Origin of the sequence: Pectobacterium araliae, assembly GCF_037076465.1 — a bacterium.
Classification (GTDB): Bacteria; Pseudomonadota; Gammaproteobacteria; order Enterobacterales; family Enterobacteriaceae; genus Pectobacterium; species Pectobacterium araliae.
In genome coordinates this window covers 3119336-3146041 of the sequence record NZ_AP028908.1, presented here as the reverse complement: position 1 = coordinate 3146041, position 26706 = coordinate 3119336, and the positions used below count along the sequence as shown (strand labels likewise).

Sequence of the window (26706 nt, the reverse complement as noted above, 5' to 3'; positions counted from 1 at the left end):
GCTTTTGGATGCGTTCCCATAACGGCTCCTGACACTATCAGGGGCCGTTTCGTCTTTTTATCGTCAGCGAATGTTTCGCTGTAACGTATTGAAATATAAGTAATGAGGTTGTAACAATGATACCTGTCGTCGCGCTGGTCGGGCGCCCGAATGTGGGGAAATCCACGCTATTTAACCGCTTAACGCGCACTCGTGATGCATTAGTGGCGGATTTTCCTGGGCTGACTCGTGACCGCAAGTATGGTCGTGCTGAAGTGGAAGGGCATGAATTTATTATCGTCGATACCGGTGGCATCGACGGCACAGAAGACGGTGTGGAAACGCGCATGGCGGGTCAATCGCTGGTTGCGATTGAAGAAGCCGATATCGTGCTGTTCATGGTAGATGCTCGCGCAGGGTTGATGCCTGCGGATGAAGGCATTGCCAAGCATTTGCGCAGCCGCGAAAAGACGACGGTATTGGTCGCTAACAAAACCGATGGCCTTGACCCAGATATGGTCACGGCGGATTTTTACTCGCTCGGTATGGGTGAAGTCTACGCGATCGCGGCGTCTCATGGCCGTGGCGTGACGTCACTACTGGAAACGGTGTTGCTACCGTTCGTGCAGGATGAAATAGAAGAGCCGGTCGAGTTAACCGAAGAAGAAGAGAACGCGGCTTATTGGGCGGCGTTAGAAGCGAAAGAGCAGGCCAGCGAAGAAGAAGTAGAAGACGATTTCAATCCGGAAGATTTGCCGATCAAGTTGGCGATTGTCGGGCGTCCGAATGTGGGTAAGTCCACGCTGACTAACCGTATTCTGGGTGAAGAGCGTGTGGTGGTGTTCGACATGCCAGGCACAACGCGTGACAGTATCTACATCCCAATGGTGCGCGATGAACGTGAATATATTCTGATTGATACCGCCGGGGTGCGTAAGCGCGGTAAAGTCACGGAAACGGTAGAAAAATTCTCCGTCATCAAAACGTTACAGGCGATTGAAGATGCCAACGTCGTGCTGCTGGTTATCGATGCGCGTGAAGGTATCTCCGATCAAGATCTCTCACTGCTGGGCTTTATCCTCAATAGTGGGCGCTCACTGGTGATCGTGGTGAACAAGTGGGATGGCCTGTCGCAGGAAGTGCGCGATCAGGTGAAAGATATGCTTGATCTGCGCCTCGGCTTTATCGATTTTGCCCGCATTCACTTCATTTCCGCACTACATGGCAGCGGCGTAGGTAACCTATTTGAGTCGGTTACCGAAGCCTATTCTTGCGCGACGCGACGCGTGAGTACCGCGATGTTGACGCGTGTTATGCAAATGGCGGCAGATGACCACCAGCCGCCGCTGGTGCGCGGTCGTCGTGTGAAGCTGAAATATGCGCACGCCGGGGGTTATAACCCACCGATTGTGGTGATCCACGGTAATCAGGTGAAAGACCTGCCGGATTCCTACAAACGCTACCTGATGAACTACTATCGTCGTTCGCTGGAAGTGATGGGAACGCCGATTCGTATTCAGTTTAAAGAAGGGGAAAACCCTTTTGCAGACAAGCGCAATACGCTGACGCCAAACCAGCTACGCAAGCGTAAGCGGTTGATGTCGCATCTTAAAAAGAGTAAGTGATGTATTAACGGGGCGAATAGCGATATTCGCCCCGTTTTATCAGAGAAGAAACCAATAATAACCAAGGAAAGTCATGTCCTGGGAAACCTGGAGTTTTGCGTTTAACGTCACGATGCCTAATGTACTGATGTTGTTGCTCGGTATCGCGTTACGTAAACTCAATCTGCTTAATGATGCGTTTTGTGACACCGCCATGCGGGTTGTATTCAACCTTTCTCTTCCCTGTCTGCTGTTTTTTAGCGTTGCAGGCAACCATCAATCTTTCGCAAGCCAGTGGCCGCTGGTGGTTTATGGGACGATAGGAACCTTAGCGACATTTCTGCTACTGGAAATTGCGGCGGGGCGCTTAGTTAAAGATCCAAAGGAACGTGGCATTTTTGTACAAGGTGGGTTCCGTTCTAATACGGGGGTGATGGGGTTGGCTTTTGCCATGAGTGCTTATGGCGATGAAGGTGTCGCTATCGGTTCTCTGTATCTGATGGTAACGGTAATTATGTTCAACGCGCTGTCTGTCATTACGTTGACGCGCAGCTTGCAGCGGCAGTCTCCTGAACAGAAGATCCCAGTAAGCCAATTGCTGCGGGGGATTGTGACGAACCCACTGATCATTGGTTTGCTTCTGGGGGCAGCATATGGACAGAGCCAATTGCCGATGCCAAGTGTGATTAAGCAAACTGGCGGTTTTATTTCCTCAATGGCGCTGCCTTTGGCGCTGTTATGTGCAGGTGCGAGTCTGGAATGGCGTAGTATGTTTCGTTCATCCAATGTTGCGGTGCTGTCTTCTATTGCGAAAATAGTCGTTGTGCCAGGATTACTCACGTTGGGTGGATGGCTTGTGGGTTTTCGCGGTGTTGAACTGGGCATTATTTTTCTGTTTTCCGCGACGCCAACCGCAGCAGGTAGCTATGCGATGACGCGGGCAATGGGCGGAAATGCGACGCTGGCGGCGAATATTATTGGGATAACGACGGTGGGGGCATTTTTCATGATTGCCATTGGGCTGTATGTGCTGCGTTCGCTCAGTGTTATTTAATGTCCGTTAATTAGCTATTGATTACAGAAGCGGGGAAAAGATGGATGTGCTTTGTCCTGATTGCCAACATTCGCTGGTATGGCAGCCTGATGGTTCATTCCTGTGTGAACACTGTCTGCAACACTACCAACGAGAAGCGCGTTGTCCTGAATGTAAGCACTCGCTTCAGGAACTGAAAGCCTGCGGTGCGGTGGATTATTTCTGCCAGCAGCACGGGATGATTTCCAAACGACGAGTCGTTTTCAGCTACGCACCTGCCGATTAAATCCATTATTACTAATCAATGGTTACTCGTGCACGCCGTTTCGCCACAACTCAGTCAGCTCCGGTGGCGCACGGTTTTCGGGGATCAGTAGGATGACATCGGTATAGTGATTCTGCTGCGGTTGGCAGTAGCTGATGTGGATACGATAATAGAACTGGTCGCCGCGCCCGGGGCCGTCTGGTTGGCCGGGTTCGCGAGCCTGAGGAAAGGCATTGCGGATCGCGTTACAAATACGCTCCCGTTCGGATGGCGGTACGCTGGCGAGCGCGAAGCGTCGCGACCCTGCCAGCTTGGGGATAAAGGCAAATCCCCCTTCACGCGCTAGCTCAATGATGGTGTCGTCGTTGAGATCAGGCAGTGTCTTCATAAGAACTCCTGCCGTACCTCCACGCCCACGGTTTCCCATGACTGCTGAACGATGTCGGCAACGCTGTGGTTAAAACGCTTAGCAGCATGTTGAATGGTGTGACGTGCGAAAATCTCGAAATCTGCATTTTGTGGCAGTGCTTTGTCGCACAGCGTGTCGTACCAGATGCGACCCGCTTTTTCCCAGGAATGACTGCCTAGTGTGATGGCAGTCAGATAGAACGCCCGGTTGGGAATACCTGAGTTCAGGTGTACACCGCCGTTATCTTCACGGGTGTTGACATATTCGTTCATGTGGGAAGGCTGGGGATCAACACCCAACAGCTCATCATCATACGCGGTGCCTGGGTGAGACATAGAACGCAGCCCCATACCATGGATACCATCAGCCAGAAGTTCGGCACCGATAAACCAATCGGCTTGCTCAGCGGTTTGCCCTAAATGATACTGTTTGACCATCGAACCAAAGACGTCGGACAGCGATTCATTGAGCGCGCCGGACTGGCGGAAATAAATCAACCCCGCTTCATGTTCGGTGATGCCGTGAGCGAGTTCATGCGCAACCACATCAAGCGCAATCGTGAAGCGATTGAATATTTTGCCGTCGCCATCTCCAAACACCATCTGCTGCCCATTCCAGAAGGCATTCTGGTACTCCTGGCCGTAATGCACGGTGCCAGCCAGTGGCAGTCCTTCAGCGTCCAGCGAATTGCGTTGGAAAACCTTCCAGAAAAAATCATAGGTTACGCCTAGATAGTCATAGGCCTCGTCCACTGCGATATCACCGTTGCCGGCCTGACCTTCAGCGCGCACCAATTTGCCAGGCAACTGTTGCTGCTGTTCGGCATCGAGGATGCGGCGATTAGCCTGCCCGGCGGGCAATTTCTCATGGGGTTCTGGGCGCGGGTTGTGGCTGACCATTAATGACTGAACGTGCATCAGTGTTTGTTGCGCACAGTGTCGCTGCTCGTCAGTGCCGTTTGCAATAATGCGGTGCAAGATATAAGGGGGAATTACGCTACAAATCGGTCTGGACTTCATACCTCATCTCCTTGAAAGGCACCATTGGGGTAACACAGACGATCAATTAAGCTCACTGTCTTTATTCACCTCATTTCGCCGCATTGAAGCTGGTAACCCGTGCAGTGAAAACGGTGAATATGAATTAGTGAGCTGGAAATGAGTATAGTTCAGATGCTGGTGGCAAGAGTGGGGGATCGCCGTCGTTTTAGGATAAATCCCCACTCCGTGCATTTTATGATGTTCGAGCGATTTTTATCGCTGAGATGGGTTTTTTCGCCGCTTTTTCACGGAACTTGAGTTTGAAACCAGCGTCATGACCTGACTTTCCACCCAGCCGTCCTGCAAACGGGTTTTTAGTGTTTCGCCGGGGGTGATTTGCGCGATATTTTTCAGCACCTTACCGTCCGGTGCGGTGGTGACGTTATAGCCACGCGCCAGCGTCGCTAGTGGGCTAACCCCTTCCAGTCGCGAACAGACGACGCCCAGCTTCTGCTTATTCTGATTCAACTGACGATCCACCGCGCTCTGCATCTGATAGCTAAGCTGCTGTAAACGCTGTTGCGCACGATGAATCCGGGTTTGCGGCTGTTGCTGCATCAGGCGCTGTTGTAAGCGTTCACTTCGACGCGAGGTCTGCCGAAGTTGTTTCTGCATCGCGTCATCGAGTCGCTGGCGTAGTTTAACCAACTGCGCCTGCTGACGTGCCAACCGCAGTTGTGGATGCTGCTGCTGTAAGCGATGGTGCAGTCGGGTAAATTCCCGGTTGCGCTGAGCAAGGTAGTAGTCCATCGCCATTTCCAGGCGCTGGCGCTGGGACTGTATCTGACGCAACAATTCCAGTTGGTTACGGCTCACTAACTCGGCAGCGGCGGACGGCGTAGGCGCGCGCAAGTCACCGACGAAATCGGCGATGGTAACATCGGTTTCATGGCCGACAGCGCTGACGATAGGAATGCGGCTGGCGAAAATCGCACGGGCTACCCGTTCGTCATTAAAGCTCCAGAGATCTTCCAGCGAGCCCCCGCCGCGCCCAACAATTAGCACGTCACACTCATCTCTCTGGTTAGCCAGTTCAATAGCGCGAACAATCTGTAGCGGCGCTTCAGCGCCTTGTACTGACGTGGGGTAAACGATCACTGGCAGTGACGGATCGCGGCGCTGTAACACCTGCAAGATATCGTGCAGGGCGGCACCGCTGGTTGACGTAATCACACCGACCTGTTTGGCGGGAGAGGGGAGCACTTGCTTAAACTGCTGGTCGAACAGCCCTTCGGCGGCGAGACGCTGTTTGAGCTGTTCAAACTGCTGCTGTAACAGGCCGTCGCCAGCGGGCTGCATGCTTTCCGCCAGCAGTTGATAATCGCCACGGGGTTCGTATAGCGTAATGCTTGCCCGAATCAGCACCTGCTGACCATTTTGCGGGCGGAACGTCACTCTACGGTTGCTGGTGCGGAACATCGCGCAGCGCACCTGTGCCCGCTCGTCTTTCAGCGTGAAATACCAATGGCCCGATGAGGGCTGAGAAAGGTTGGAGATTTCGCCGGAGAGCCAAATCTGGCCCATTTCCATTTCCAACAGTTGTCTAACCGTCTGATTCAGTCGGCTAACGGTAAAAATTGCAGAGGAGGGAAATTGAGACATTGTGAGCCAGATCAAATTTTAAAACAGTCACTTAATTGATCGATACTACCTACCTGAAACAGGTAATCAAGCATTTTAGTAAAATAATGCTGGAGGCAACCGATTACGCTCTGTATAATGCCACGGCAATATTTTATCTATTCTTACATCCACCTTGGTGAGATATTGCCCATGCTACGTATCGCTAAAGAAGCACTGACGTTTGACGACGTCCTCCTGGTTCCTGCTCATTCTACCGTTTTGCCTAATACTGCCGATCTGTCCACGCAGTTGACGAAAAACATTCGCCTGAATATTCCTATGCTGTCCGCAGCGATGGATACCGTTACCGAATCCGGCTTGGCCATTGCGCTGGCGCAGGAAGGCGGCTTGGGCTTTATTCACAAAAATATGTCGATTGAGCGTCAGGCTGAAGAAGTTAGCCGCGTGAAGAAACATGAAAGCGGCGTGGTGGTTGATCCACAGACAGTAACGCCGGAAACGACGTTGCGTGAAATGAAGGAGCTGACCGAGCGTAACGGCTTCGCGGGCTACCCGGTTGTCGCAAAAGACAACGAACTGGTTGGTATCATCACCGGTCGTGACGTGCGTTTTGTTACCGATCTGGAAAAACCAGTTAGCGCGTTCATGACGCCGAAAGAGCGTCTGGTTACGGTTAAAGAAGGTGAAGCGCGTGATGTCGTGCTGCAAAAAATGCACGAAAAACGCGTTGAAAAAGCGCTGGTCATTGACGAGCAATTCCACCTGATCGGCATGATCACGGTAAAAGATTTCCAGAAAGCAGAACGCAAACCGAACGCCTGTAAAGACGAACACGGCCGTCTGCGCGTCGGTGCGGCGGTTGGCGCGGGTGCGGGTAACGAAGAGCGTGTTGATGCGCTGGTTGCCGCAGGCGTAGACGTCCTGTTGATCGACTCCTCACACGGCCATTCCGAAGGCGTATTGCAGCGTATTCGTGAAACGCGCGCTAAATATCCGAACCTCGAAATCATCGGTGGCAACGTTGCAACGGGTTCTGGCGCGAAAGCGCTGGTTGAAGCTGGCGTGAGCGCGGTGAAAGTCGGTATCGGCCCTGGCTCTATCTGTACCACTCGTATCGTGACTGGCGTGGGCGTACCGCAGATTACGGCTATCTCTGATGCGGTTGAAGCGCTGGAAGGCACGGGCATTCCGGTTATCGCCGATGGCGGTATCCGCTTCTCCGGCGACATCGCTAAGGCCATCGCAGCAGGTGCGGCCTGTGTCATGGTCGGTTCCATGCTGGCAGGTACAGAAGAATCCCCGGGCGAAATTGAACTGTATCAGGGCCGTTCATTCAAATCTTATCGCGGCATGGGTTCACTGGGCGCGATGTCTAAAGGCTCATCAGATCGTTACTTCCAGACCGATAACGCTGCCGATAAACTGGTGCCGGAAGGTATTGAAGGCCGCGTAGCCTATAAAGGCCGCCTGAAAGAGATCGTTCACCAGCAGATGGGCGGCTTGCGCTCCTGTATGGGACTGACCGGTTGTGCGACTATCGACGCGCTGCGTACGCAGGCTGAGTTCGTGCGTATCAGCGGGGCAGGCATTCAGGAAAGCCACGTTCACGACGTTACCATTACTAAAGAGTCACCAAACTACCGTATGGGTTCATAAGGTAATTTGCGGGCTGATTTAACCCGATAAACCCGGTACTATTGCCTACCTTTTTAGGGCTATTCGCCGGGTTTACTTATTTTTTAGCTTTTTGGAACACGCTCCTCATGACTGAAAACATTCATCAACACCGCATTCTTATTCTGGATTTCGGCTCGCAGTACACGCAACTGGTCGCACGTCGCGTGCGTGAACTGGGCGTTTACTGTGAGCTGTGGGCATGGGATGTCACGGAAGCGCAGATTCGCGGCTTTAATCCGAACGGGATCATCCTGTCCGGTGGCCCGGAAAGCACCACCGAATTTGGCAGCCCACGCGCGCCAGAATACGTTTTCAATGCTGGCGTACCGGTATTAGGCGTGTGCTATGGCATGCAGACGATGGCGATGCAGTTGGGTGGCCACGTTGAAGGTTCCAACGAGCGTGAGTTTGGTTATGCGCAGGTAGAAGTTAAGACGGATAGCGCCTTGGTGCGTGATATTCAGGATGCGTTGAGCGCCACGGGTGCGCCGCTGCTGGATGTCTGGATGAGCCACGGCGATAAAGTAACGGCGATCCCTGAAGGGTTTGAGACCGTTGCCAGTACCGATACCTGTCCGTTCGCCATCATGGCGAATGAAGAGAAGCGTTTTTATGGTGTGCAGTTTCACCCAGAAGTGACGCACACCCGTCAGGGGCAGCGTCTGCTAGAGCGTTTTGTACGCGATATCTGCCAGTGTGAAGCGTTGTGGACGCCAGCCAAGATTATCGACGATGCGGTGAACCGTATTCGTGAGCAGGTGGGTAACGACCACGTGATTTTAGGTCTGTCTGGCGGCGTGGATTCTTCCGTTACCGCGATGCTGTTGCACCGTGCGATTGGTGACCGTCTGACCTGCGTGTTTGTCGACAACGGCCTGCTGCGCCTGAATGAAGCCGATCAAGTTCTGGAAATGTTCGGCGACCATTTCGGACTGAACATTGTGCATGTAGCGGCAGAAGAACGCTTCCTGAGCGAGCTGGCTGGCGAAAACGATCCTGAAGCCAAGCGTAAAATCATCGGCCGCGTGTTCGTTGAAGTGTTCGATGAAGAAGCCAGCAAGCAAGCTGATGTGAAATGGCTGGCGCAAGGCACCATCTACCCAGATGTGATCGAATCTGCGGCGTCTGCCACCGGCAAAGCGCACGTGATCAAATCACACCACAACGTGGGTGGTCTGCCGAAAGAGATGAAGCTGGGTCTGGTTGAACCGCTGAAAGAGCTGTTCAAAGACGAAGTGCGCAAGATTGGTCTGGAACTGGGTTTGCCGTACAACATGCTGTACCGTCATCCGTTCCCAGGCCCAGGTCTGGGCGTGCGTGTACTGGGTGAAGTGAAGAAAGAATACTGTGACCTGCTGCGTCGTGCGGATGCAATCTTCATTGAAGAGCTGCACAAAGCCGATCTGTACAACAAAGTCAGTCAGGCATTCACCGTCTTCCTGCCAGTTCGTTCCGTGGGTGTGATGGGCGATGGTCGTAAATACGATTGGGTTGTCTCACTGCGTGCGGTCGAAACCATCGACTTTATGACTGCGCATTGGGCACATTTGCCATACGATTTCCTCGGCCGCGTTTCCAACCGCATCATCAACGAAGTCGACGGTATCTCCCGTGTTGTTTACGACGTATCAGGCAAGCCACCGGCAACGATTGAGTGGGAATAAACCTGCTTCTGCAATAGCGTTGTGTTAAACCGTAAAAACATACCTAAGCCCGCGTAACTGCGGGTTTTTTATTTTTGTGTCTGGCACTTTCTGGCAAATTTTCTCATCACCCAGCGTCTGATTTACGGCATCGCTAAACCGCAACACCGACCGTCTGTGTGACCAAGCAGGCTATAGGAACGGTTATCCAAAGAACCTTACGAGCCCAAAGGACTTACGGATTCCCTTGGCTCGTGTGTGCCGACGTAATTATACGGCGGCTTTTGCCACGGCGAAACTATCCTCAAAAAGACGAAACCGGATGATTTCGCCATTTTCGACAGTGAAGTCGAAGCAAAATTCTGATTCGATCAGCTTGCCCGTTCGCAAAACGCGAGAAGCAAGCTCCCCGATAACGACGACCCGATTGCCTTGCGCCAGCATTTCGCATACCTCAAAAGCTTCCGACTCGATCTGTTCCCTGATCTGCGCGTAAAATTCCGCAGCTCCGGCTTTTCCGATCTTGCGACCGATCCAAGGCACGATGCTTGTGTCGCCCGCCACAAACCAATCGACCTGCTCACTGACGAGTTCCGCGATCTTTTCGACTGGGGCGCCTGATCCGGTGCGACGAAAGAACTCTTCGACAACAGCGCTGGGGGAGATATTCATAGTGCGATCCTTTTTTGTAGTGAGATTTAAATAAATGCTATTGTCTACAAAGTCGCAGGTCAATAGAATATTGTAGTGAAAATTAAAAAAAGGAGGATGTAATGGCTCAACGTGGTCGCCCGCGCGGTTTTGACCGAGATACCGCTCTTCAGGCGATGATGGAGGTGTTCTGGGAGCGAGGCTACGAAGGTGCGCAACTGGTTGATCTCACAGCGGCGGCGGGCATTGCCCCTCCCAGCTTTTATGCCGCCTTCGGCTCCAAAGAAGAAGCCTTTTGTGAAGCTGTGGATCACTATATTGAAACGGTTGGTGCTAGGCCGATGCAAGAATTAAACAACGCTGCAACCCTGCATGAAGGATTGCAGCGGATGCTTCTCGCTAGTGTAGACGTTGCTTTATCGACGGGTCCTGGCGGTTGTCTATTGATTCTTGGTGTTGTGAACTGTCTGCCGGAGAATGAGGCGGCACGGGCACATCTCAAAGCTGCACGAAATAAGACGCGTGAACTCATACATACGCGCCTTGAATATGCTCGCGATACTGGCGAACTTCCTCCTGAATGTGATATTCAGCAACGCTCAGCGTTCATTCATGGCGTCATGCAGATGATTTCATTTCAGGCGAGGGACGGCGCAGCCCGCAATGAACTTGAAGCCCTGGTTGCTCTCGCGCTTGGCGTGCTTGATTAGTGACATGAGGGATGGACAGAGTTCCGTTTAGCGCCGACTTACTGAAATGCAAAAGTGCTGATTATACTCACAGTATGTGCACTGCTTCATGCTGACCAATACCAAACGACGTAACCTCAAACAGAGGGAAAAACGCGACAAGGTGAATGACCCGTGCCAGTTTTTGCAGCCAGCGCAGCCATTTCGCTACCATTACCCGATCCACGGCAAACAAGAAATCATTACCTTTGGTCGATAGGTATCGGTGGGATCACTCTTATAGCGGTAGGTGAACGGATGAATGAAGCAAGAAGATGATTGCAGCAGGTCAGCAAAATCTGGTGATTATTGGTAGAATTAAAATCTTTCTTCAGACTCTGCCATTTTTTCCAGTATCGCCGTCTTTGTTGTTGATACGAAAAGCGGCTGAAATAAGGTATAAAGCCGCATGAAAATCCCAAACAGGCTCCAACCTCTGTTCGATGATGGCCTGATAGACAATGTGCTCCAACGCTTGAAAAGTGGTAAGGAAGCGGACGTTTACACTGTTTTATGTGGTGACAAAATCCAGTGTGCCAAAGTTTACAAAGAAGCAATGCAGCGTAGCTTTAAGCAGGCAGTGCAGTACCAAGAAGGGCGCAAAGTCCGTAATACGCGTAACGCCCGTGCAATGCAAAAAAACTCAAAATTCGGGCGTAAGCAACAAGAAGAGTCCTGGCAAACCGCGGAAGTCGAAGCATTGTTTCGTCTTGCTAATGCCGGTGTTCGCGTACCACAACCCTATATTTGCATTGACGGTGTGTTACTGATGGAGTTGGTCACTGATGCTGAAGGCGCTGTTGCTCCACGCCTTAGCGATGTGATTCTGACGGAAGAAAGCGCCATTGCTGATTTCAATACGATGATCCGCAATATTGTGCGCATGTTGTGCGCAGGTATTGTGCATGGTGATTTATCGGAGTTTAACGTACTGCTCGATGCGCAAGGACCGGTAATTATTGACTTGCCACAAGCTGTGGATGCTGCGGGAAACAACCTTGCTGAATCCATGTTTGCACGCGATGTGAATAACATCACTGCTTATTACGGTCAGTTCGCGCCACAATTATTGCAAACACGGTATGCGCAAGAAATCTGGATGTTATATGAAGACGGAAAATTAACACCAGAAACAGTGCTAACCGGTCTTTTCGTGGAAGCGGCACATGAAGTGGATATGGATTCACTGATCGATGAAATCATTGCTGCTGAAGATGAGTTCTACGAGCGTCAGCGGGCAAGAAAAGAACGCGATGATGAATAATTGTCAGAATGATATAAGTCGTCGATGGAGTTTTCAGGGATACAGTGGGAACTGAATTCGTGATAGCCACATGACGCCAGTTTGCTGTATGGCAGAATCATGCCGAGGGCACCACTAAGAGGTCGCTTTTGGGCTACTTAATTGCTGCCCAGTGCATGAGTTCGCGCTATAGCCACGTTGGCAAATGTGTTGAGTAACGTTAAATAGCCCAGAACGCAGGGCTATCAGAAGCAGTGCATTAATCGTGAGTGTTAACGCTTTTCTTGTTGTTTCAATATCCCTGCTTTAAGCACATCCACCTCCTCGCCGTTAATTGTGGCGGTAGCGGAGGTGACCTGATATTCCAGATCGCTGAATGGGCAAAAATCGGGTTTGTACTGCGGGAGTAGAGCAGATGCCTGAGAAAAAATGAATTTTTCTCCAATCATTCCGGCATCAAGACTACTCAACCCAAAAGGTGGGAAAGCGAGTGTTTGTTCGGCCGAAGCACCTTCACTATTTTTGAGTCGCAGCGTAGCGCGAAAATTGGCGACTTCGCCTAATTTATTCGTAGTGATAGAGAAATTAAGCTCGCATTTATAGGGATTATTATCTCCACCGTATGGGCTAGATTCATGCTTTAACGTTAAAAGCGGTAATACGTCGCGGGTCGCTATTCTCTCGCGTTTGTCTTTCTCACATTGGCGAAAATAAGGGTTATCTGTGCTCCCTTGGTACTTTTGAGCTTGATGACAATCAACGCCAACGTACTGCCCACTGTAATACATCTGAGATAAATATCTGCTGGCGCCAGTCACGTCATTTTTATAGGCCTGTTCAAATAATGCATGCGCCTTACGGTAATCTGCCTTGATGAGTACGCCATCGTAATACATTTTCCCTAGATTCATCAGCGCATTGTCATTGCCTTGTTTTGCTGCCCGTTCATACCATTTTTCAGCTTCTGCTCCGTCTACATGAATACCCCAGCGTCCTTTTTCATATACCGACCCCAGAATGTTTTGTGCTTCTGGATAACCCCCTTCGGCAGCGACACGGAACCATTTAAGCGCTTCAATATTTTCATTTTTAATAGCGGCATAGCCAAAGTTATAGAAATAACCGACCAGGAAATTCAGTTCTGGATCGCCATCTTTTGCCCAGAATGTTGCTAGCCGTAGCACATCCCGTTTGCTAAAGCCGATACGGGTAAAGAAACGTTGTGTCTCTTCATCACCATTGGTGAGGTATCTTTTAGCGGCATAAATTAACGTAGAACGCTGTGATATATCACTATCGGCATTGGCTTTTACGCTATACAGATAATCGATGATTTCCGCTATGACATCAGGCGGTATTTTGAGATCGACACGATTCATTTTTTCTGCAAACTGTCTGGCGCGTTCTTTATCCTGCGCCACACCTTTGCCGTATTGATAAAAATACCAGACGTTGTAGCAACCGATATTACCGCCTATTTCGCAGGCCTGCTGATAATACTGAATCGCTTGTGGGGTATTTTGCGGGACATCGATACCGTATTCATAGATGAACCCCAGTGTGTTCAATGCCTGCGGGTCGTTGTCTTTCGCCAATGCCGTCAACGCGGTTAATGCATGAGCATCCTGCTGCGTCAGGCGTTCGTAGAGTGCTTCTATCTTGTCATTGGCCTGACTGATAGATACTGTCGACAGGCTGAGCAGCGCGGCAATCATTGTTTTTCTTATCATCGATTTTATTTCCTTAATTCATTCCCTGAGTGAATAGCAATGTGTGGCAAATATATTGGTTAAGATTGTCGCTTATCGCAGGTTGAATATTTTAGAACTATTAACTTAATTATCAATATATTATATAGGGCTGTCTGTTTGCTATTCCTTAATGTCACCGATTTTCGGAATAGGGTTGGTGTCATTTCTGACTGTTGTGAAAACCCCACACAGCGTAAAAATAGGTCAAGGTTTCACCCCATGCTTTTATCTTACAACCAACTGGCAGTAAACTGGTCGCTGTGATTTTTTGACCGATTTTCACTGTGGGTGTTCGCCCGCAGGCGTATCGATTCTGTTCCACTCCTTTTCTGCGAGTTATCTGGCCTATGACGTACCTCAAATTCTTGGGGATTGGGTTTATTTGTATGCTGTTGTTGTCTTTTTGGCAAAGTTGGGCGCAATCAACACGTAACGGCGAAACATTTAGTGGGCAAAGTTGGTGGTCTGCTAAACGCGATTCTTCCGGGTTAGCGCCGAACCCTGTGCAATTCCGCCAAATAGCCGTCGTGCAGGTGTATGCTGCGCCGACTTACGGCTGGCGTGGGCTGGTGGCGGTGCACCCGTGGATCATTTTCAAGAATGCAGGGGAAACCCAATATCGCCGCTATGAGGTGGTGAGCTGGGGGAGCGATAACGTCGTTCGTTTGAACCGTTCAGCGGCGGATGCGTATTGGTATGGCGCGAAACCGAGACTATTAGTCGAACACCGTGGTGACAAGGCGGAGGCTATGATCCCGCAAATTGAAGCCGCCATCAAAAGCTATCCGTGGCCGAGTACCTATCATGCGTGGCCGGGGCCGAATAGCAATACGTTTCTCGCGCATATTGGCCGTGAGGTGCCTGCGCTCAAGCTGGATATGCCTGCCAATGCGATTGGTAAAGATTACCGCCCAATTACACGTCCCGTTGGGCGGTCGCCGTCGGGGAGCGGGATGCAGATCTCTCTGCTGGGCATACTGGGTATCACGATGGGTGTTGAAGAGGGCATCGAAGCCAATATTCTGGGGCTGAACATGGGCGTGGATATGAATCCGCCCGCGCTGCGTTTACCCTTTGTTGGCCGTCTCGGCTATGAGAAAACGGGCAGTGAAGAAGGCTAAGGCTCGCTTCACCTTTATGCTCCGCATTGCCGCAGGTGTGTCAGCAGATTAGCGACTTCGGGTTGCAGAATCGCGCCGGATTTCACGCCCAGCCAGAGCTGGCGTGAAGCCCACTTGTCGGTGAGGTTGATGGCGCGTAACCCAGTACCGAGCACTTCCGGGCGAATCGCGCCCTCCGGTAAGACGCTGATCCCCAGCCCCGCTTCTATCATGCGACAAATACCGTCAAAACTGCTGACCTGTACCCGCAGGCGCAGCACTCTCCCCAGTTCGTCCGAGGCATCTTTCAGCTGTTTCAGCAACGAGCTACCACTATTGAGGCCGACGTAATCGTAGCCCAATGTGTCGTTAAAACTCACTTCTGGCAGGGAAGAAAGCGGGTGTTGAGGAGGAACGAGTACAACCAGCTTGTCTTTACGGTAAGGGATTTTCTCGACCCCCTGTGAACCGACGTTGTCCACGAAGATGCCGATATCGGCTTCGCCCATCGCCAGCGCCGTCACCACGGTTTTGCTGAGCTTTTCCTCCAGGTTAATACGAATGAGCGGTCGCGCCAGCAGGAACGATGCTAGATCCTGTGGAAGAAACTGAATAATCGCTGAGGTATTCGCCCACATGTGTACGTGGCCGCGCACGCCAACGGCGTAGTCGTTCATTTCGCTCGCCATGCGCTCCACGTTGCTTAACACATTACCTGCAAGATTCACCAATTCCTTGCCTGCCGGAGTGAGCGTCAGGCCGCGCGGCATGCGGGTAAATAGCGTGCAGTCCACGGTACGTTCCAGCTCGGCGATGCGTTTGCTCAAGGCCGAAAGCGTGATGTGAAATTTTTCTGCGGCTTTGGTCAGGCTGCCCGTCTGAGCAACCTGCAAAAAGATGCGGAGCGACTGAAGGTCAAAATGCGCTGGATTAATCATGGTTTATCGAAAGTCCTCAGCCGAGCTGGAAAACCGCACAATAGCTGGCAATTTGATTCCGCGCAGCATGCCGTCATATGTCTTATGTCACGCTGTACGTTAGCACAGTCGGAGGTTTTCCTAACAGGAAAGGGTCATTGACGATTCAGGAATTATCAAAACGCGGCTCTGCACCTAGGATGGTGTTGTTCTCTCTTTATTTTTACCTTATGGGTTATCTGGTTAGGTTATGTTTAGCTTAATGATGTTCAGCGATATTTTGTTGTGTTTGCTTTTGGGGATCGGACTGGGACTTTGCGGAGGAATGCTGGGAATTGGCGGTGGGCTTATCGCGATTCCGATTCTGGGCGTGCTCTTCGGGATGGATCAACATATGGCACAGGGAACTGCGTTGGTGATGATTACGCCTAACGTACTGATTGGTTTTCTACGCTATCGCCAGCGTAACCGTATTGATACACGGGTGGCTTTGACCATGTGCGCTTTCGCAACGGGGTCTGCCTACCTTGCTGCTCACATCGCGTCATCGATTGATGTTCACAATCTCCAGCGCGCCTTTGCCACTTTCCTGCTGGTGTTGGCGGCGTTTTATATCTGGCAGTGGTATAACAAGAAGCGCAGCCAAACGTCGGAAATTGTGCTGTCGACCAAATACCTACCGCTGCTCGGTGTAGCTAGCGGGTTTATGTCCGGTATTTTTACTGTCGGCGGCGGTCTGGTGGTGGTGCCAGTGCTGGTTACACTGTTTGCCTTTGCGCAAACGCAGGCGCAGGGTATGGCACTGATACTTGTTGTACCGGGTGCATTGGCGGCACTGCTATCTTATTCGCAGGCGGGTAACGTTGACTGGAGTATCGGTTTACCACTGGCGCTGGGGGGAATATTTAGTGTGTCCTGGGGCGTGGCTTTAGCGCACAAGCTGCCAATCGTTTACCTGCGCGGTGCATTTTGTCTGATGCTGGTCGGTGTGGGAATCGCTATGCTGGCGCTGAAATAACCGCTAAATTAATGCGTTTTTGCAGCGAAATGAGAACCATGCAGATGAAAAAAGGGAAAGTGTGGATTGGTGTGTTGTCGATTGTCGTTATGGCCACGCTGTTTACGCTTTCAGGGCTATCTGACTTTGAGTTGGATAACGCCACTGTGTCGACGCACCATTTTCCGTCGGGGCAGAATGTTCTGGTTGGTTCTTTGATTGTGCCGAAAGGCATTACATCTCCGCCCATTGTGCTGATTGTTCATGGCGATGGGGCGCAAGATCGATTCTCCGAGTCTGGCTATCTCCCTTTAATTAACCAGTTTATTGACGCCGGGATTGGCGTTTTTACCTGGGATAAACCCGGCGTTGGGGAAAGCTCAGGTGATTGGCTGAATCAATCTATGCAAGATCGTATTGATGAAGCGGGTGCTGCGCTGAATGCAGTCAGATCGCTTCCTGAAATGGATCGGCGCAAGATCGGATTTCTTGGGTTTTCTCAGGCTGGCTGGGTCATTCCATCCGCCGCTGGTAAGTTTCAGCCCGCGTTCTCCGTGATTGTTGGCGGGGCGCTCAACTGGAGAGAACAGGGTGTCTATTATACTCGCCAGAAGCTGGCGCATGCTGGATTGTCGGGAGCGGAGATTGAACGTCAGGTCAGCGCCGAGTTAAAAGCCAATGATGCTGTTTTCGGCCAGCCTGAACTTGCCTATCCCACTCAGCGGCCGGATATCGAGCCTCGCCGGTTTGCCTTCATTGCTCGTAGCTATCTGGCTGATGCCACGAAAAGCGTTAGCACAATGTCTGGCCCAGTGTTGGCGCTATGGGGGAGCGACGATCTCAATGTCGATCCGCAGAAGAATGCGGCGAGATATCAGCAACTCCTGACTGCCCGCCTTCATCAGCAAGTCGTCGTTGTGCCGGAAGCGACGCATGGATTACTGCGCGCACGGTTGTTCAATTACCAACTCACGCCGGAATGGCCGCAGTGGAAAAGGGGAGCCTTCATGATTCTAGGCCGGAAGGCTTATGCACCCGGCGCCATTAAGCAGATGACCGAGTGGATAACTACTGAGGTTAGCAATAACACATTACGAGTCCCTCACTTGCCTGAGTGAGGGGGATAAATGTCCCGATGTGCACTTATTCCTTAAATAGATAGGCATTAAGCCTAAAGTTTTCAGCGCTTTCTCCGTTGATAGGTAGGAAGTCATGCGGTCAAACGGAGTGATTTCTCAAATAATCCCTGACCGTTGCTGGAACGGCCCGAACGAAGCCGGGCGATATCCCTCTCTGAAGCCCAATCTGAATAAGGCGTGATGTATGAGTCTCGTGAGCTATCTCGGAAAGCAAACTCTCGGTGTACTGGCGGGTTATAAGCAGGATGGCATGGTCATCCATATTTGCGGCGTCTATCCCAATGCGGATAACAGCCTGCGCGTTTTTTTCCCGCACGGACATGAGTTTGTCGTTGGCGATCTGGCAACCATTCACCTTGATAACCGCTCTGGGGTCGATGAGTTTGATGCCAATATTCAGGTCTATCGCGCCTCTTACAAAGGACGCGTAATAGCAAGCGACGGTGATTGGGTGGTACTGGAACCAAGGGAATGTCAGCTCCTGCATGGTTTCACACCCGTGCTGGATATCCGCGAACCGGGTTATCAGTTTCCGCAAGATGATCGCCCGTCAATGCCTGTACCTCTGACGCCAATGGTGGATTTTCCGCTGACGGAAAAGCAGGATTTCTCCAATAAAGTTGGCGTATTGATTACCATGGCCGCCGAACAGCCGCATACCACGGTGCTGGCGTTCCTGTCGTCCGTGGATAACGATATTTTCCTGATTACGTTCCCCGAAACTTTTAAATCTCAGTTACTCAAACGCAATCCGCACTGCTTTTTTGCGATGGATGAGCGCAGCCATTATACCTTCGAACGAGCCATTGAATGGAACTACACCATTATTGAAGGGGACGCGTTTATTATTGCGCGCGACAATCCGCTCTATGAAAAAGTGCGCCATGAATTTGTCACCAAAAACCCGTGGGAAATCGCCTTTTTCACGCGTCCTGATGTTGAGGTTTACCATATTAAAAGTAAGCAGCTCGTGTGCCCCGGTAATACACAAGCGCTTAGCTAAGAGATGGAGAAAACAGACGGGATAGCGCTGTGCACTCTCGTTTTATATTAATAAATCGCGGCTTACAGTGGCAGTTCGATTACCCTACGGCCTGTGATTTTCCCGTCTTTCATTTCAGCGAAAATGGCGTTGATGTCTTTCAGCGGCGGACGGCGCGGCCATGTTATCGGATGGGGCTGAGTCGTTGTATTACAAGTTTTTTTCTTTCGGCTCCAGAGCCCATTCCACTTTGCCTTTGCCGGTGTTTTTGGCTTGGTAAAGTGCAACATCCACGCGTTTCATAAAGTGTTCTGTGGGTTCCTGCGGCTGTTTTTTACCTGCCCCAATGCTGACAGAAAGATGATGCCTATTTTTAATGATGATTTTGTTGGCGTTTTTTAATACTTCTCTTGCCAGCTTCTCTGCCCGATCCTGTGTCCCGGCATACAGAATAATCGCGAATTCTTCGCCACCTATTCGGGTTGCGACGACTTCACTGTTATCGAAACGGGAAAGAATATGGCCGAACTTACTTAATATTTCATCGCCTTTCGTATGCCCATATTTGTCATTGATGACTTTGAAATTATCGATGTCGATAATAAATAAATAGGGTGTTTTCGCTTCGAGTTTTTTTAATTCGTTAATAAAAAATCGGCGATTAGGTAACTGTGTCAGTTCATCGCTGAATGACTGTATTCTGGCTTCGACATACTTATTGTTGATTTGCTGTATCAGGGTATAGACACCGAATCCGACGCCAGACATACCAATCATTCTCAGCATATCCTCAACATAGTACCCCACTAGCTTGGGTTGATAGATAAACTCATCCATGAAGTCAAATGTGGCTGAGCCTATCCAGACATGGAGTCCGAGGCGAATGGATAAAGCCGAAGTATGGTTAAGTGATATTTTACTGGTACACGATAAGATAAAAAAAAGAAAAACCAGTGCAATCGAATCGGTATAAACCCCTGGATTATCGTGCAACTGCTCCTGAAAATCGCGGTGCTTAAAGAACAGGAGATTAAGTATAATGATTAACGCAGACAATAAAAGGGCGAACCTGATTGACGAGGAAGCCTTCTTATTTCTATCAATGAAGTCGTGGTCATACTCTTTAAAAGGCATTGCGGATCTCCTCTTGCATCACCTTTCAATCCTACCATGAAACCCATTGAATACATTCAGTCGCGTGGTGCGGGGCGGTGTGGTTCAGAGAATGACGGTAATCTGACAACGGTGTAAAAAGCAGACGCCCGATCGCTCAGGCGTCTTTACCAATTAAAAATCGGCTTTTAGTACCACGCGGTAGCGGGCTTTGCCGTCACGCAAGTGCTGGATGGCATCGTTGATTTTCGACATTGGGAACAGTTCTGTCTGTGGCTTCACGCCGGCACGCGCGGCGAGTTTCATTAGAGAACGCAGCTCATGCGGAGAACCGGTAGAAGAACCGGAAACGCTGCGGTCACCTGCGATAAGTGTAAAAGCTGGAACGCTAAATGGCTTCATCACCGCACCGACGGTATGGAACTTCCCGTTATAGGCGAGCGCGTTGAAGTAGGGCTGCCATTCCAGATCGACACTTACGGTGTTGATGATAAGATCGAACTGGCCTGCCAGCGCCGTCAGCGCCTGTGGATCGCGGCTGTTGACGACCTTATCGGCACCCATCGCCAACACTTCTTGCTCTTTGGCCGGATTAGAGCTGAACGCCGTGACTTCGCATCCCATCGCGTGCAGGAGCTTAATCGCGATATGTCCCAGACCACCGATACCGATCACACCGACGCGGCTGGTTGCCGTGACATGGTGCATTAACAGCGGTTTGAAGACGGTGATGCCGCCGCACAGTAGCGGGCCAGCTGATTCGATATCAATGGAATCAGGAAGCGGGATAGCCCACTGCCAGTTCGCGCGAATCTTATTGGCGAAACCGCCTTTATTCAGGATGGTTGGCACGCTGCCTTGCTGACAGTTGGTTTGGCTGCCGCTGATACAGGCATCGCAATGCCCACAACTGCGTGCCGTCCAGCCGATGCCGACGCGCTGACCAATCTTTAATCCTTTGTTTTTCGCCGCGTCACCCAAGGCGTGCACGCGGCCAATCACTTCATGCCCGGCAACCAGCGGATAGCTCGACATACCCCATTCGTTATCGATCATCGAGAGATCGGAATGGCACACGCCGCAGTAATCGACTACGACTTCGACGTCTTCCGCTTGCAGTTCACCCGCATCAAACTCATACAACTCCAGCGCTGCGCCTGCTTCCGGTGCGGCATAACTCTTTATCATCGTCATCACAATTTCCTCAGTATGGGTTTGATTAACCAGTCTAAAGGGTTATGGCGTTTTTCTCTATGTCACAACGTGCCTGTGGTTTTTCATTTTGTGTCAGGTGGGGGCAATCAGCCTGACGGTTGGCTGAAGTGGATCAGGAATAGCTCGGCGTTAGCTGCATACGTTTCCGTTATCCACGATTTGCTATGTAATTGATGGCCTGGGTTGGAGATAGTTGGTGTTTACTTAATCTGAGGGGACAAAAAATATTGTAAATATCCATTTGAGGTACAAAGTTCGCCCCAGATCTTTGGGGCGAAATGGAGATAGTTTATTCTGTTGTAATTTGATTTTGCTTTTTGATCGTTCTGGTTTTCAGCATCTCAACCTGTCCTGATTCTGTTAATGACCAGAATGTATTCATGCTGCCATCAGTCGTTTTTAAATATTCAATTTTAATGAAATCATATGCGCGCAATTGTATGCCTATCGTCTTGAGATCCTGAGAGGAAACTTTAGCGGATGTGCCTCCTTTGTCTGCGATTTTTTTCGCTGTTTCGGCAATTGTGGCTGAGACACTTGATTCGGGATAATGTCTAGTGAGGTAGGGCGATATTGTATGAAATATGTCCTTCCATTCCATGCTCACAGACCAAACTTTAATCCCACCAGTTGTGTGTGGCCCTCTAGGAAAAGTAGATTGGCAATTAAAATCGAAAACATCATCGAAATCCGCTAGATTTAAGTCAAGCGTTTGGTTGCGACTCGAAGTTGCCATTTTCAGTTCGTTTTTTAACCGTTCGTTTTCTTTTTGTAAATCAACTATTGCTCTTAAGTCATTTTCAGAAGACGTTAGATTGGCTCTCACCCATCCGATTGCTGGATAAGTTTTCATCGTTTTACTCATACTTAAGGCGACCAATCCAGGTAAATCTTTAGCTGTTGCCCATGTTTTCCTGAGACGATTGGTTGAGGCCTTCTCTATGAATGCTGTGAGCTTCTCTCTGAGCTCAGAGTCTTTTTCAGATTTGGCTAAAGGTAGACTTTCCGGATTCTCATGTACTAAAACAACAACACGTAAACCTTTTGAGACCGCATAATCGAATTCCTTTTCGGTGTAACTTAAACCGTCCTCTGCGACAGAGCCATATCGTCCACCAATGATCAGCAGATAATAATCACAATCATCAATTACTTTTTTTATGAATTCCCATTGCTCTTCATCGATTGCTGGGAATAACTCCATTCCTGCTGGGATGCAATCCATTTCCATCAGCGTCTGTATAACGTGTTTCCGTTCCTCTTCCAAATCCGTAAAAGTTGAACTTACGAAAACCTGGTAACGTTTATCCATTTCTATCCCTTAAAAGCGGAAGGGGCATGAAGCCCCTTCATTCAACATTAACCAGCGTAGCTATAGGAATCACGCATACCATCACGATAGCCTTCAGCAAATGCTGCTTGCGGGCTTTTATGGCGTACAGTGCCCGCTTGGCTATCAGGCAAAACATGCAAATTTACCCAGACTTGTTCCGTTCGAGATAAACCTGATTGGTATCCTTGATCGTAGGCGCAGCCACAACCACAACATTTATGCCGCCCCTCACCACCTTGGTCATCTGGCAGGTTAATGAAAGCCGTATTGTATCGATGAGACTTATTACAGATTGTCATGTGTAGCTCCTTATGAGCACTAATTGGTATTTACATGACCATCCAAGCTCGGCACAATCAAACCGTAGAAATGAAAGTGAGGCTAACAAACGTTATGAGTCTGCAAACTCATGGTGGTCATGCTTCATAAGCCGGATTCACAATTTGTGAATCCGGTTTTTTTATGCCTGTTATTAATGCGATATCTATATGTAGTGCATTAATTTCATTAATGCACTACATGCTGTGTATTTTAGTTGAGATTCTTTTGAGTACAAGGCTTGATTTTGAGGTTAAATTTAGATTGCGAAAGGTTAATAAATGCGCAAGCCTTGTCTGACAAGGCTTGCGACAATGTCAATAATGCGCAAAAAAATAAAAATTTGATCGAATACAGACTTCTTTGGCGAAAGGAGATAACTCGCTGATTCTTCAGAGTACCTGTGGTGATATCAGTCAGGAACTGTTTGGGAACCAGAACCTTGTTTAGTCCACTGCTTGTGGATAAGGTCAATATCCGCTGGACACTAGTAGGATTGGATGTCCATTTACAATACTGCCCACTGGCATTATCCTGATCGAAGATTAATAAAACATTAATCGCAACATTTTGATTTTAAATGACTCGGGGTGCCCTTCTTTGTGAAGGCTGAGAAATACCCGTACCACCTGAACTGGATAATGCCAGCGTAGGGAAGTCACGGTATGCCCACCGGTTGCCGCCTTCTTCCACGCCGGTTGGGAGATTTATGAACACGCGACCCGCCGACTTTTCTGCCGCTCAGGCAGCAATATCGCTCACCCAATTTCATTCTGCTTCACCGCTGGTGCACTGTTTGACCAACGACGTGGTGCAATCTTTTACTGCTAATGTGCTGCTGGCGCTGAATGCGTCGCCTGCGATGGTGGTCGATCCCGATGAAGCCGCGCAGTTCAGCGCGGTGGCCGATGCGCTGCTGATTAATGTCGGGACGCTGGAGCGCTCGCGTGCCGATGCGATGCGAGCGGCGGTAAAGAGTGCACATCAGGTGGATACGCCGTGGGTGCTCGATCCGGTTGCCGTAGGCGGTTTAACCTTTCGTACCGAATTTTGCCGAGAGCTGCTGACATGGAAACCGACGGCGATCCGCGGCAACGCGTCTGAAATCATGGCGCTGGCGGGGTTAGCCGCACAGGGGCGGGGTGTCGATAGCGCTGATGATTCGCTGGCGGCGCTCCCTGCCGCACGCGAGCTGGCTCGACAAGTGGGGACGATTGTTGCGGTGACCGGCGTGGTGGATTATGTCACGGACGGTGAGCGAGATATCGCGGTAACCGGCGGCGATAGCATGATGACGCGGGTAGTCGGCACGGGCTGTGCGCTGTCGGCGGTGGTCGCAGGTTTTTCTTCTCTGGACGGCGATCGCTTATCCCACGTGGCGGCGGCGTGTTATGTCATGGCGTTAGCGGGGCAGCAGGCAGCTTCAGCATCACAAGGTACAGGCAGTTTTATCCCCCATTTCCTCGATAGGTTGTATACCCTGCGCGCGGAGGAACTGGCATGAAACGTATCAATGCGTTGACGATTGCGGGCACCGATCCGAGCGGCGGTGCGGGGATTCAGGCGGATTTAAAAGCGTTTTCCGCGCTGGGTGCTTACGGCACGTCGGTCATTACCGCGCTGGTGGCGCAAAATACGCGTGGCGTGCAGTCCGTCTACCGAATTGAACCGGATTTTGTCGCGGCACAACTGGATTCCGTGCTGAGCGATGTGCGTATCGACAGCGCCAAGATTGGTATGCTGGCGCAGACCGATATTGTCGAAGCCGTTGCCGAGCGCCTGCGCCATTACGCCGTGCCTTTCGTGGTATTGGACACCGTGATGCTGGCGAAAAGTGGCGATCCGCTACTGGCTCCCGAGGCGGTGGAATCGATCCGTCGTGAGCTGCTGCCGCTGGTTTCCCTGATTACGCCGAACCTGCCGGAGGCCGCTGCGCTGCTGAATACGTCATCGGCCACCAACGAGCGGGAAATGCGTGAGCAGGGGGAAGCGCTGCTGGCGATGGGCTGTCAGGCGGTGCTGATGAAAGGCGGACACCTTAGCGAAGCGGAAAGCCCAGACTGGCTGTTCAGTCGACAGGCCGATCCGCAGCGCTTTAGCTCACCGCGTGTGAATACACGCAATACGCACGGCACCGGCTGCACGCTGTCTGCCGCGTTAGCGGCACTGCGACCGCGTCACGCTAGCTGGGGCGAGACGGTTAAGGCCGCGAAGGCGTATTTACAGCAGGCGTTACAGCATGCCGACACGCTGGAGGTCGGGCACGGAATCGGCCCCGTTCATCATTTCTACCGCTGGTGGTAAAACGCACATTCAGCTTGAAGTATGACGGGTATAAGTAAATTGACTTGTACTTTGCGTGACATCTTTGTCAGTAATTTCAAACTAAATTAAGCGTGTTTGTCATAGACAGTACGCGGGTTGGCCGGTTATTTTGCAGTGAATTCTTGGCGTTAATGTGAAATAGGATGGATAACATATGGCAGGTTCTGCTCGCAGTGCGATGGCTGCCAAGGCGCTTCAGACGATACTCAATATCGGCCTGCTGGCGCTGGCGACCATTCTGGTTATTTTTTTGGTCAAGGAAACGTTTCATCTGGCGAAAGTGCTGCTGATCTCCAACGAGAAAGATTCCTCCTATCAGTTGATAGAAGGCATCGTGATCTATTTCCTTTATTTTGAATTTATTGCGCTGATCGTGAAGTATTTTCAGTCCGGCTATCACTTCCCGCTGCGCTATTTTATCTACATCGGCATTACGGCCATTATTCGCCTGATTATTGTCGATCACAAAAGCCCAGCGGATACGCTGATTTATTCCGCGGCGATCCTGCTGCTGCTGGTGACGTTGTATCTGGCAAACAGTAATCGCCTGAAGCGGGAATAAGCAAACACGTCGTTATTCCAACAGCGAACACTGAGGCGGCAGTCGACAGGAGATCGCTGCGGGAAGTACCTCAATGTGGAAGCGTTTGGCGGTAAGTGGCTCGCCGTCCAGATTAAACGTCATATCGTCTGGTGCGGTGATCTCCAGCCAGGGCAAGGTAGCGGAAATCATGTTCTGGTTTTCGCTGCCAGTAAACCAGGCCTGAAGCATATTGGGCAACAGCTCGGTTGCTGACAGCACGCTCAGTTCCAGCAGCCCATCGTTAACCAGCGCTTCAGGGCAAAGCTGCTGTCCGCCGCCTGCCTGACGGCCATTTCCCGCCGCGACAACCAGCGTATCCCCCGACCAGTGAAAACCTGGCCCGCGAATTTCACAGCGTTCGGCTTGCAGCATGTCCATGCGAAAAAGCGCGTGCAGCACGTAAGAGGCACTCCCCAGCGCGGCCTTCATCTTGGCTGGCGTCTCGGTGGTAATACGCGTGGCGAATCCGCCCGTCGCCATGTTGATGAAATAATGGCTGTCGTTGACCTTGGCGATATCAATCGCAGTCGCGCGGCCTTTTATCGCCAGCGTCAGCGCATTGTACATCTCCATTGGAATCTGACAGCTGGTGGCAAAATCATTAGCCGTGCCTAACGGTACAATTCCGAGACACGGACGCACCGCTTCCGGCTGTACCGCCAATGCCGCAGCGACTTCATTGACAGTGCCGTCGCCTCCGGCAGCGATCACGTTATCCGCGTTGAGCTGAATCGCCTCTTCCACATAGCGTTTGGCATCACCGTATTCCCAGGTCACGCGGACATGCAGCGTATAGCCGTCCTTGCGTAGCTTATCGATGGCCTCGCGCAGTTCTTCATTACCCGCGCTTTTTCCATTCAAAATCAGTAGCGTGATTGGATTTTTTTCCATGTCATCTTTCTCTGGCTGCGATGTTGTCGTTAAGACAGAAACGTTGCAGTTAATCATAGACACTAAATTAGCAGGTAGACATCAGAAGAATCGGTGAATGTTTGCGGTAGGGAAATGGGTAAACGGGAGGATCGAGTAGGAGGCGAGATTACTCCCGCCGTCCTCTCACACCACCGTACGTGCGGT

General features: G+C 50.8%; 26 protein-coding genes and 1 riboswitch. Of the genes, 14 read left to right on the top strand and 12 right to left on the bottom strand.

All coding sequences use genetic code 11. The features are described 5' to 3' along the window. Positions 1–116: 116 nt before the first annotated feature. The 3 genes from der to AACH44_RS14295 all read left to right on the top strand — a co-directional run bounded on the left by der (position 117) and on the right by AACH44_RS14295 (position 2902). The gene (gene der, locus AACH44_RS14305; protein ID WP_261847673.1) at positions 117–1604 is read left to right on the top strand and encodes a ribosome biogenesis GTPase Der; all 1488 of its coding nucleotides are present in this window, start codon (positions 117–119) and stop codon (positions 1602–1604) included. Between the two features lie 73 nt (positions 1605–1677). Continuing rightward, a complete protein-coding gene (locus AACH44_RS14300) occupies positions 1678–2637 on the top strand; it encodes an AEC family transporter (RefSeq protein WP_261847672.1) in 960 nt (319 codons plus the stop codon). Between the two features lie 40 nt (positions 2638–2677). Beyond that, positions 2678–2902, top strand: coding sequence for a zinc ribbon domain-containing protein (locus tag AACH44_RS14295; RefSeq protein WP_261847671.1), 225 nt, complete (start codon positions 2678–2680; stop codon positions 2900–2902). A gap of 22 nt (positions 2903–2924) precedes the next feature. Here AACH44_RS14295 and AACH44_RS14290 read toward each other — a convergent pair whose 3' ends face one another. The 3 genes from AACH44_RS14290 to xseA form a co-directional block, all read right to left on the bottom strand. Next, positions 2925–3269, bottom strand: coding sequence for a protealysin inhibitor emfourin (locus tag AACH44_RS14290; RefSeq protein WP_261847670.1), 345 nt, complete (start codon positions 3267–3269; stop codon positions 2925–2927). Further along, complete coding sequence (locus AACH44_RS14285) at positions 3266–4309, bottom strand: M4 family metallopeptidase (protein ID WP_261847669.1); 1044 nt, start codon at positions 4307–4309, stop codon at positions 3266–3268. The genes AACH44_RS14290 and AACH44_RS14285 overlap by 4 nt, the downstream gene beginning before the upstream one ends. 234 nt (positions 4310–4543) lie before the next feature. Further along, positions 4544–5932: an exodeoxyribonuclease VII large subunit gene (xseA, locus tag AACH44_RS14280; RefSeq protein ID WP_261847668.1), complete on the bottom strand. Its 1389-nt coding sequence runs from the start codon at positions 5930–5932 to the stop codon at positions 4544–4546. A 171-nt stretch (positions 5933–6103) separates the two neighbouring features. Between xseA and guaB the strand changes: the two genes are divergently transcribed. Beyond that, positions 6104–7570: an IMP dehydrogenase gene (guaB, locus tag AACH44_RS14275; protein WP_261847667.1), complete on the top strand. Its 1467-nt coding sequence runs from the start codon at positions 6104–6106 to the stop codon at positions 7568–7570. A gap of 107 nt (positions 7571–7677) precedes the next feature. Further along, positions 7678–9255: a glutamine-hydrolyzing GMP synthase gene (gene guaA / locus AACH44_RS14270; protein WP_261847666.1), complete on the top strand. Its 1578-nt coding sequence runs from the start codon at positions 7678–7680 to the stop codon at positions 9253–9255. Positions 9256–9504: 249 nt separating this feature from the next. Here the strand turns inward: guaA and AACH44_RS14265 are convergent, their stop codons facing one another. Next, entirely contained in the window at positions 9505–9906 is a 402-nt protein-coding gene (locus AACH44_RS14265; RefSeq protein ID WP_261847665.1) for a nuclear transport factor 2 family protein, read from the bottom strand. A 101-nt stretch (positions 9907–10007) separates the two neighbouring features. On the opposite strand from AACH44_RS14265, the gene AACH44_RS14260 reads away from it, so the two are divergent. Further along, a complete protein-coding gene (locus AACH44_RS14260; RefSeq protein ID WP_261847664.1) occupies positions 10008–10595 on the top strand; it encodes a TetR/AcrR family transcriptional regulator in 588 nt (195 codons plus the stop codon). 67 nt (positions 10596–10662) lie between these two features. Here the strand turns inward: AACH44_RS14260 and AACH44_RS14255 are convergent, their stop codons facing one another. Further along, positions 10663–10788, bottom strand: coding sequence for a hypothetical protein (locus AACH44_RS14255; protein WP_261847663.1), 126 nt, complete (start codon positions 10786–10788; stop codon positions 10663–10665). A gap of 234 nt (positions 10789–11022) precedes the next feature. On the opposite strand from AACH44_RS14255, the gene AACH44_RS14250 reads away from it, so the two are divergent. Further along, positions 11023–11877, top strand: a complete 855-nt coding sequence (locus AACH44_RS14250; RefSeq protein WP_261847662.1) for a PA4780 family RIO1-like protein kinase — start codon at positions 11023–11025, stop codon at positions 11875–11877. A 251-nt stretch (positions 11878–12128) separates the two neighbouring features. Here the strand turns inward: AACH44_RS14250 and AACH44_RS14245 are convergent, their stop codons facing one another. Next, positions 12129–13586, bottom strand: coding sequence for a hypothetical protein (locus AACH44_RS14245; protein WP_338659302.1), 1458 nt, complete (start codon positions 13584–13586; stop codon positions 12129–12131). A 368-nt stretch (positions 13587–13954) separates the two neighbouring features. On the opposite strand from AACH44_RS14245, the gene AACH44_RS14240 reads away from it, so the two are divergent. Then, complete coding sequence (locus tag AACH44_RS14240) at positions 13955–14728, top strand: DUF3750 domain-containing protein (RefSeq protein WP_261847660.1); 774 nt, start codon at positions 13955–13957, stop codon at positions 14726–14728. A gap of 14 nt (positions 14729–14742) precedes the next feature. On the opposite strand, the gene AACH44_RS14235 is transcribed toward AACH44_RS14240, so the two are convergent. Then, the gene (locus tag AACH44_RS14235) at positions 14743–15645 is read right to left on the bottom strand and encodes a LysR family transcriptional regulator (RefSeq protein ID WP_261847659.1); all 903 of its coding nucleotides are present in this window, start codon (positions 15643–15645) and stop codon (positions 14743–14745) included. A gap of 229 nt (positions 15646–15874) precedes the next feature. Here AACH44_RS14235 and AACH44_RS14230 point away from each other — a divergent pair, with 229 nt between their 5' ends. From AACH44_RS14230 to AACH44_RS14220, 3 genes are all read left to right on the top strand, one after another. Beyond that, entirely contained in the window at positions 15875–16642 is a 768-nt protein-coding gene (locus AACH44_RS14230; protein ID WP_261847658.1) for a sulfite exporter TauE/SafE family protein, read from the top strand. Between the two features lie 38 nt (positions 16643–16680). Beyond that, positions 16681–17739: an alpha/beta hydrolase family protein gene (locus AACH44_RS14225; protein WP_261847657.1), complete on the top strand. Its 1059-nt coding sequence runs from the start codon at positions 16681–16683 to the stop codon at positions 17737–17739. Positions 17740–17944: 205 nt separating this feature from the next. Further along, positions 17945–18763 carry a hypothetical protein gene (locus AACH44_RS14220; RefSeq protein WP_261847656.1) on the top strand — a complete coding sequence of 273 codons (819 nt, stop codon included), beginning with the start codon at positions 17945–17947 and terminating at the stop codon, positions 18761–18763. A gap of 189 nt (positions 18764–18952) precedes the next feature. Here AACH44_RS14220 and AACH44_RS14215 read toward each other — a convergent pair whose 3' ends face one another. From AACH44_RS14215 to AACH44_RS14200, 4 genes are all read right to left on the bottom strand, one after another. Next, on the bottom strand, positions 18953–19876 hold the full coding sequence (locus AACH44_RS14215) for a GGDEF domain-containing protein (RefSeq protein WP_261847655.1): 924 nt from the start codon (positions 19874–19876) through the stop codon (positions 18953–18955). 153 nt (positions 19877–20029) lie between these two features. Then, positions 20030–21049 (bottom strand): NADPH-dependent aldehyde reductase Ahr, encoded by a 1020-nt coding sequence (gene ahr / locus AACH44_RS14210; RefSeq protein WP_338659301.1) that lies wholly within the window; start codon positions 21047–21049, stop codon positions 20030–20032. Between the two features lie 310 nt (positions 21050–21359). After that, positions 21360–22382 (bottom strand): DUF4062 domain-containing protein, encoded by a 1023-nt coding sequence (locus AACH44_RS14205; RefSeq protein ID WP_261847653.1) that lies wholly within the window; start codon positions 22380–22382, stop codon positions 21360–21362. Positions 22383–22429: 47 nt separating this feature from the next. Then, positions 22430–22702, bottom strand: coding sequence for a hypothetical protein (locus AACH44_RS14200; RefSeq protein WP_261847652.1), 273 nt, complete (start codon positions 22700–22702; stop codon positions 22430–22432). 595 nt (positions 22703–23297) lie between these two features. Further along, positions 23298–23394, top strand: a riboswitch (TPP riboswitch). A gap of 36 nt (positions 23395–23430) precedes the next feature. Here AACH44_RS14200 and thiM point away from each other — a divergent pair. From thiM to psiE, 3 genes are all read left to right on the top strand, one after another. Next, positions 23431–24225 (top strand): hydroxyethylthiazole kinase, encoded by a 795-nt coding sequence (thiM, locus tag AACH44_RS14195; protein ID WP_261847651.1) that lies wholly within the window; start codon positions 23431–23433, stop codon positions 24223–24225. Continuing rightward, positions 24222–25025: a bifunctional hydroxymethylpyrimidine kinase/phosphomethylpyrimidine kinase gene (thiD, locus tag AACH44_RS14190; RefSeq protein ID WP_261847650.1), complete on the top strand. Its 804-nt coding sequence runs from the start codon at positions 24222–24224 to the stop codon at positions 25023–25025. The genes thiM and thiD overlap by 4 nt, the downstream gene beginning before the upstream one ends. 175 nt (positions 25026–25200) lie before the next feature. Then, complete coding sequence (gene psiE, locus AACH44_RS14185; protein ID WP_261847649.1) at positions 25201–25608, top strand: phosphate-starvation-inducible protein PsiE; 408 nt, start codon at positions 25201–25203, stop codon at positions 25606–25608. A 12-nt stretch (positions 25609–25620) separates the two neighbouring features. On the opposite strand, the gene yegS is transcribed toward psiE, so the two are convergent. Beyond that, complete coding sequence (gene yegS, locus AACH44_RS14180; protein ID WP_261847648.1) at positions 25621–26520, bottom strand: lipid kinase YegS; 900 nt, start codon at positions 26518–26520, stop codon at positions 25621–25623. Between the last annotated feature and the right edge of the window lie 186 nt (positions 26521–26706).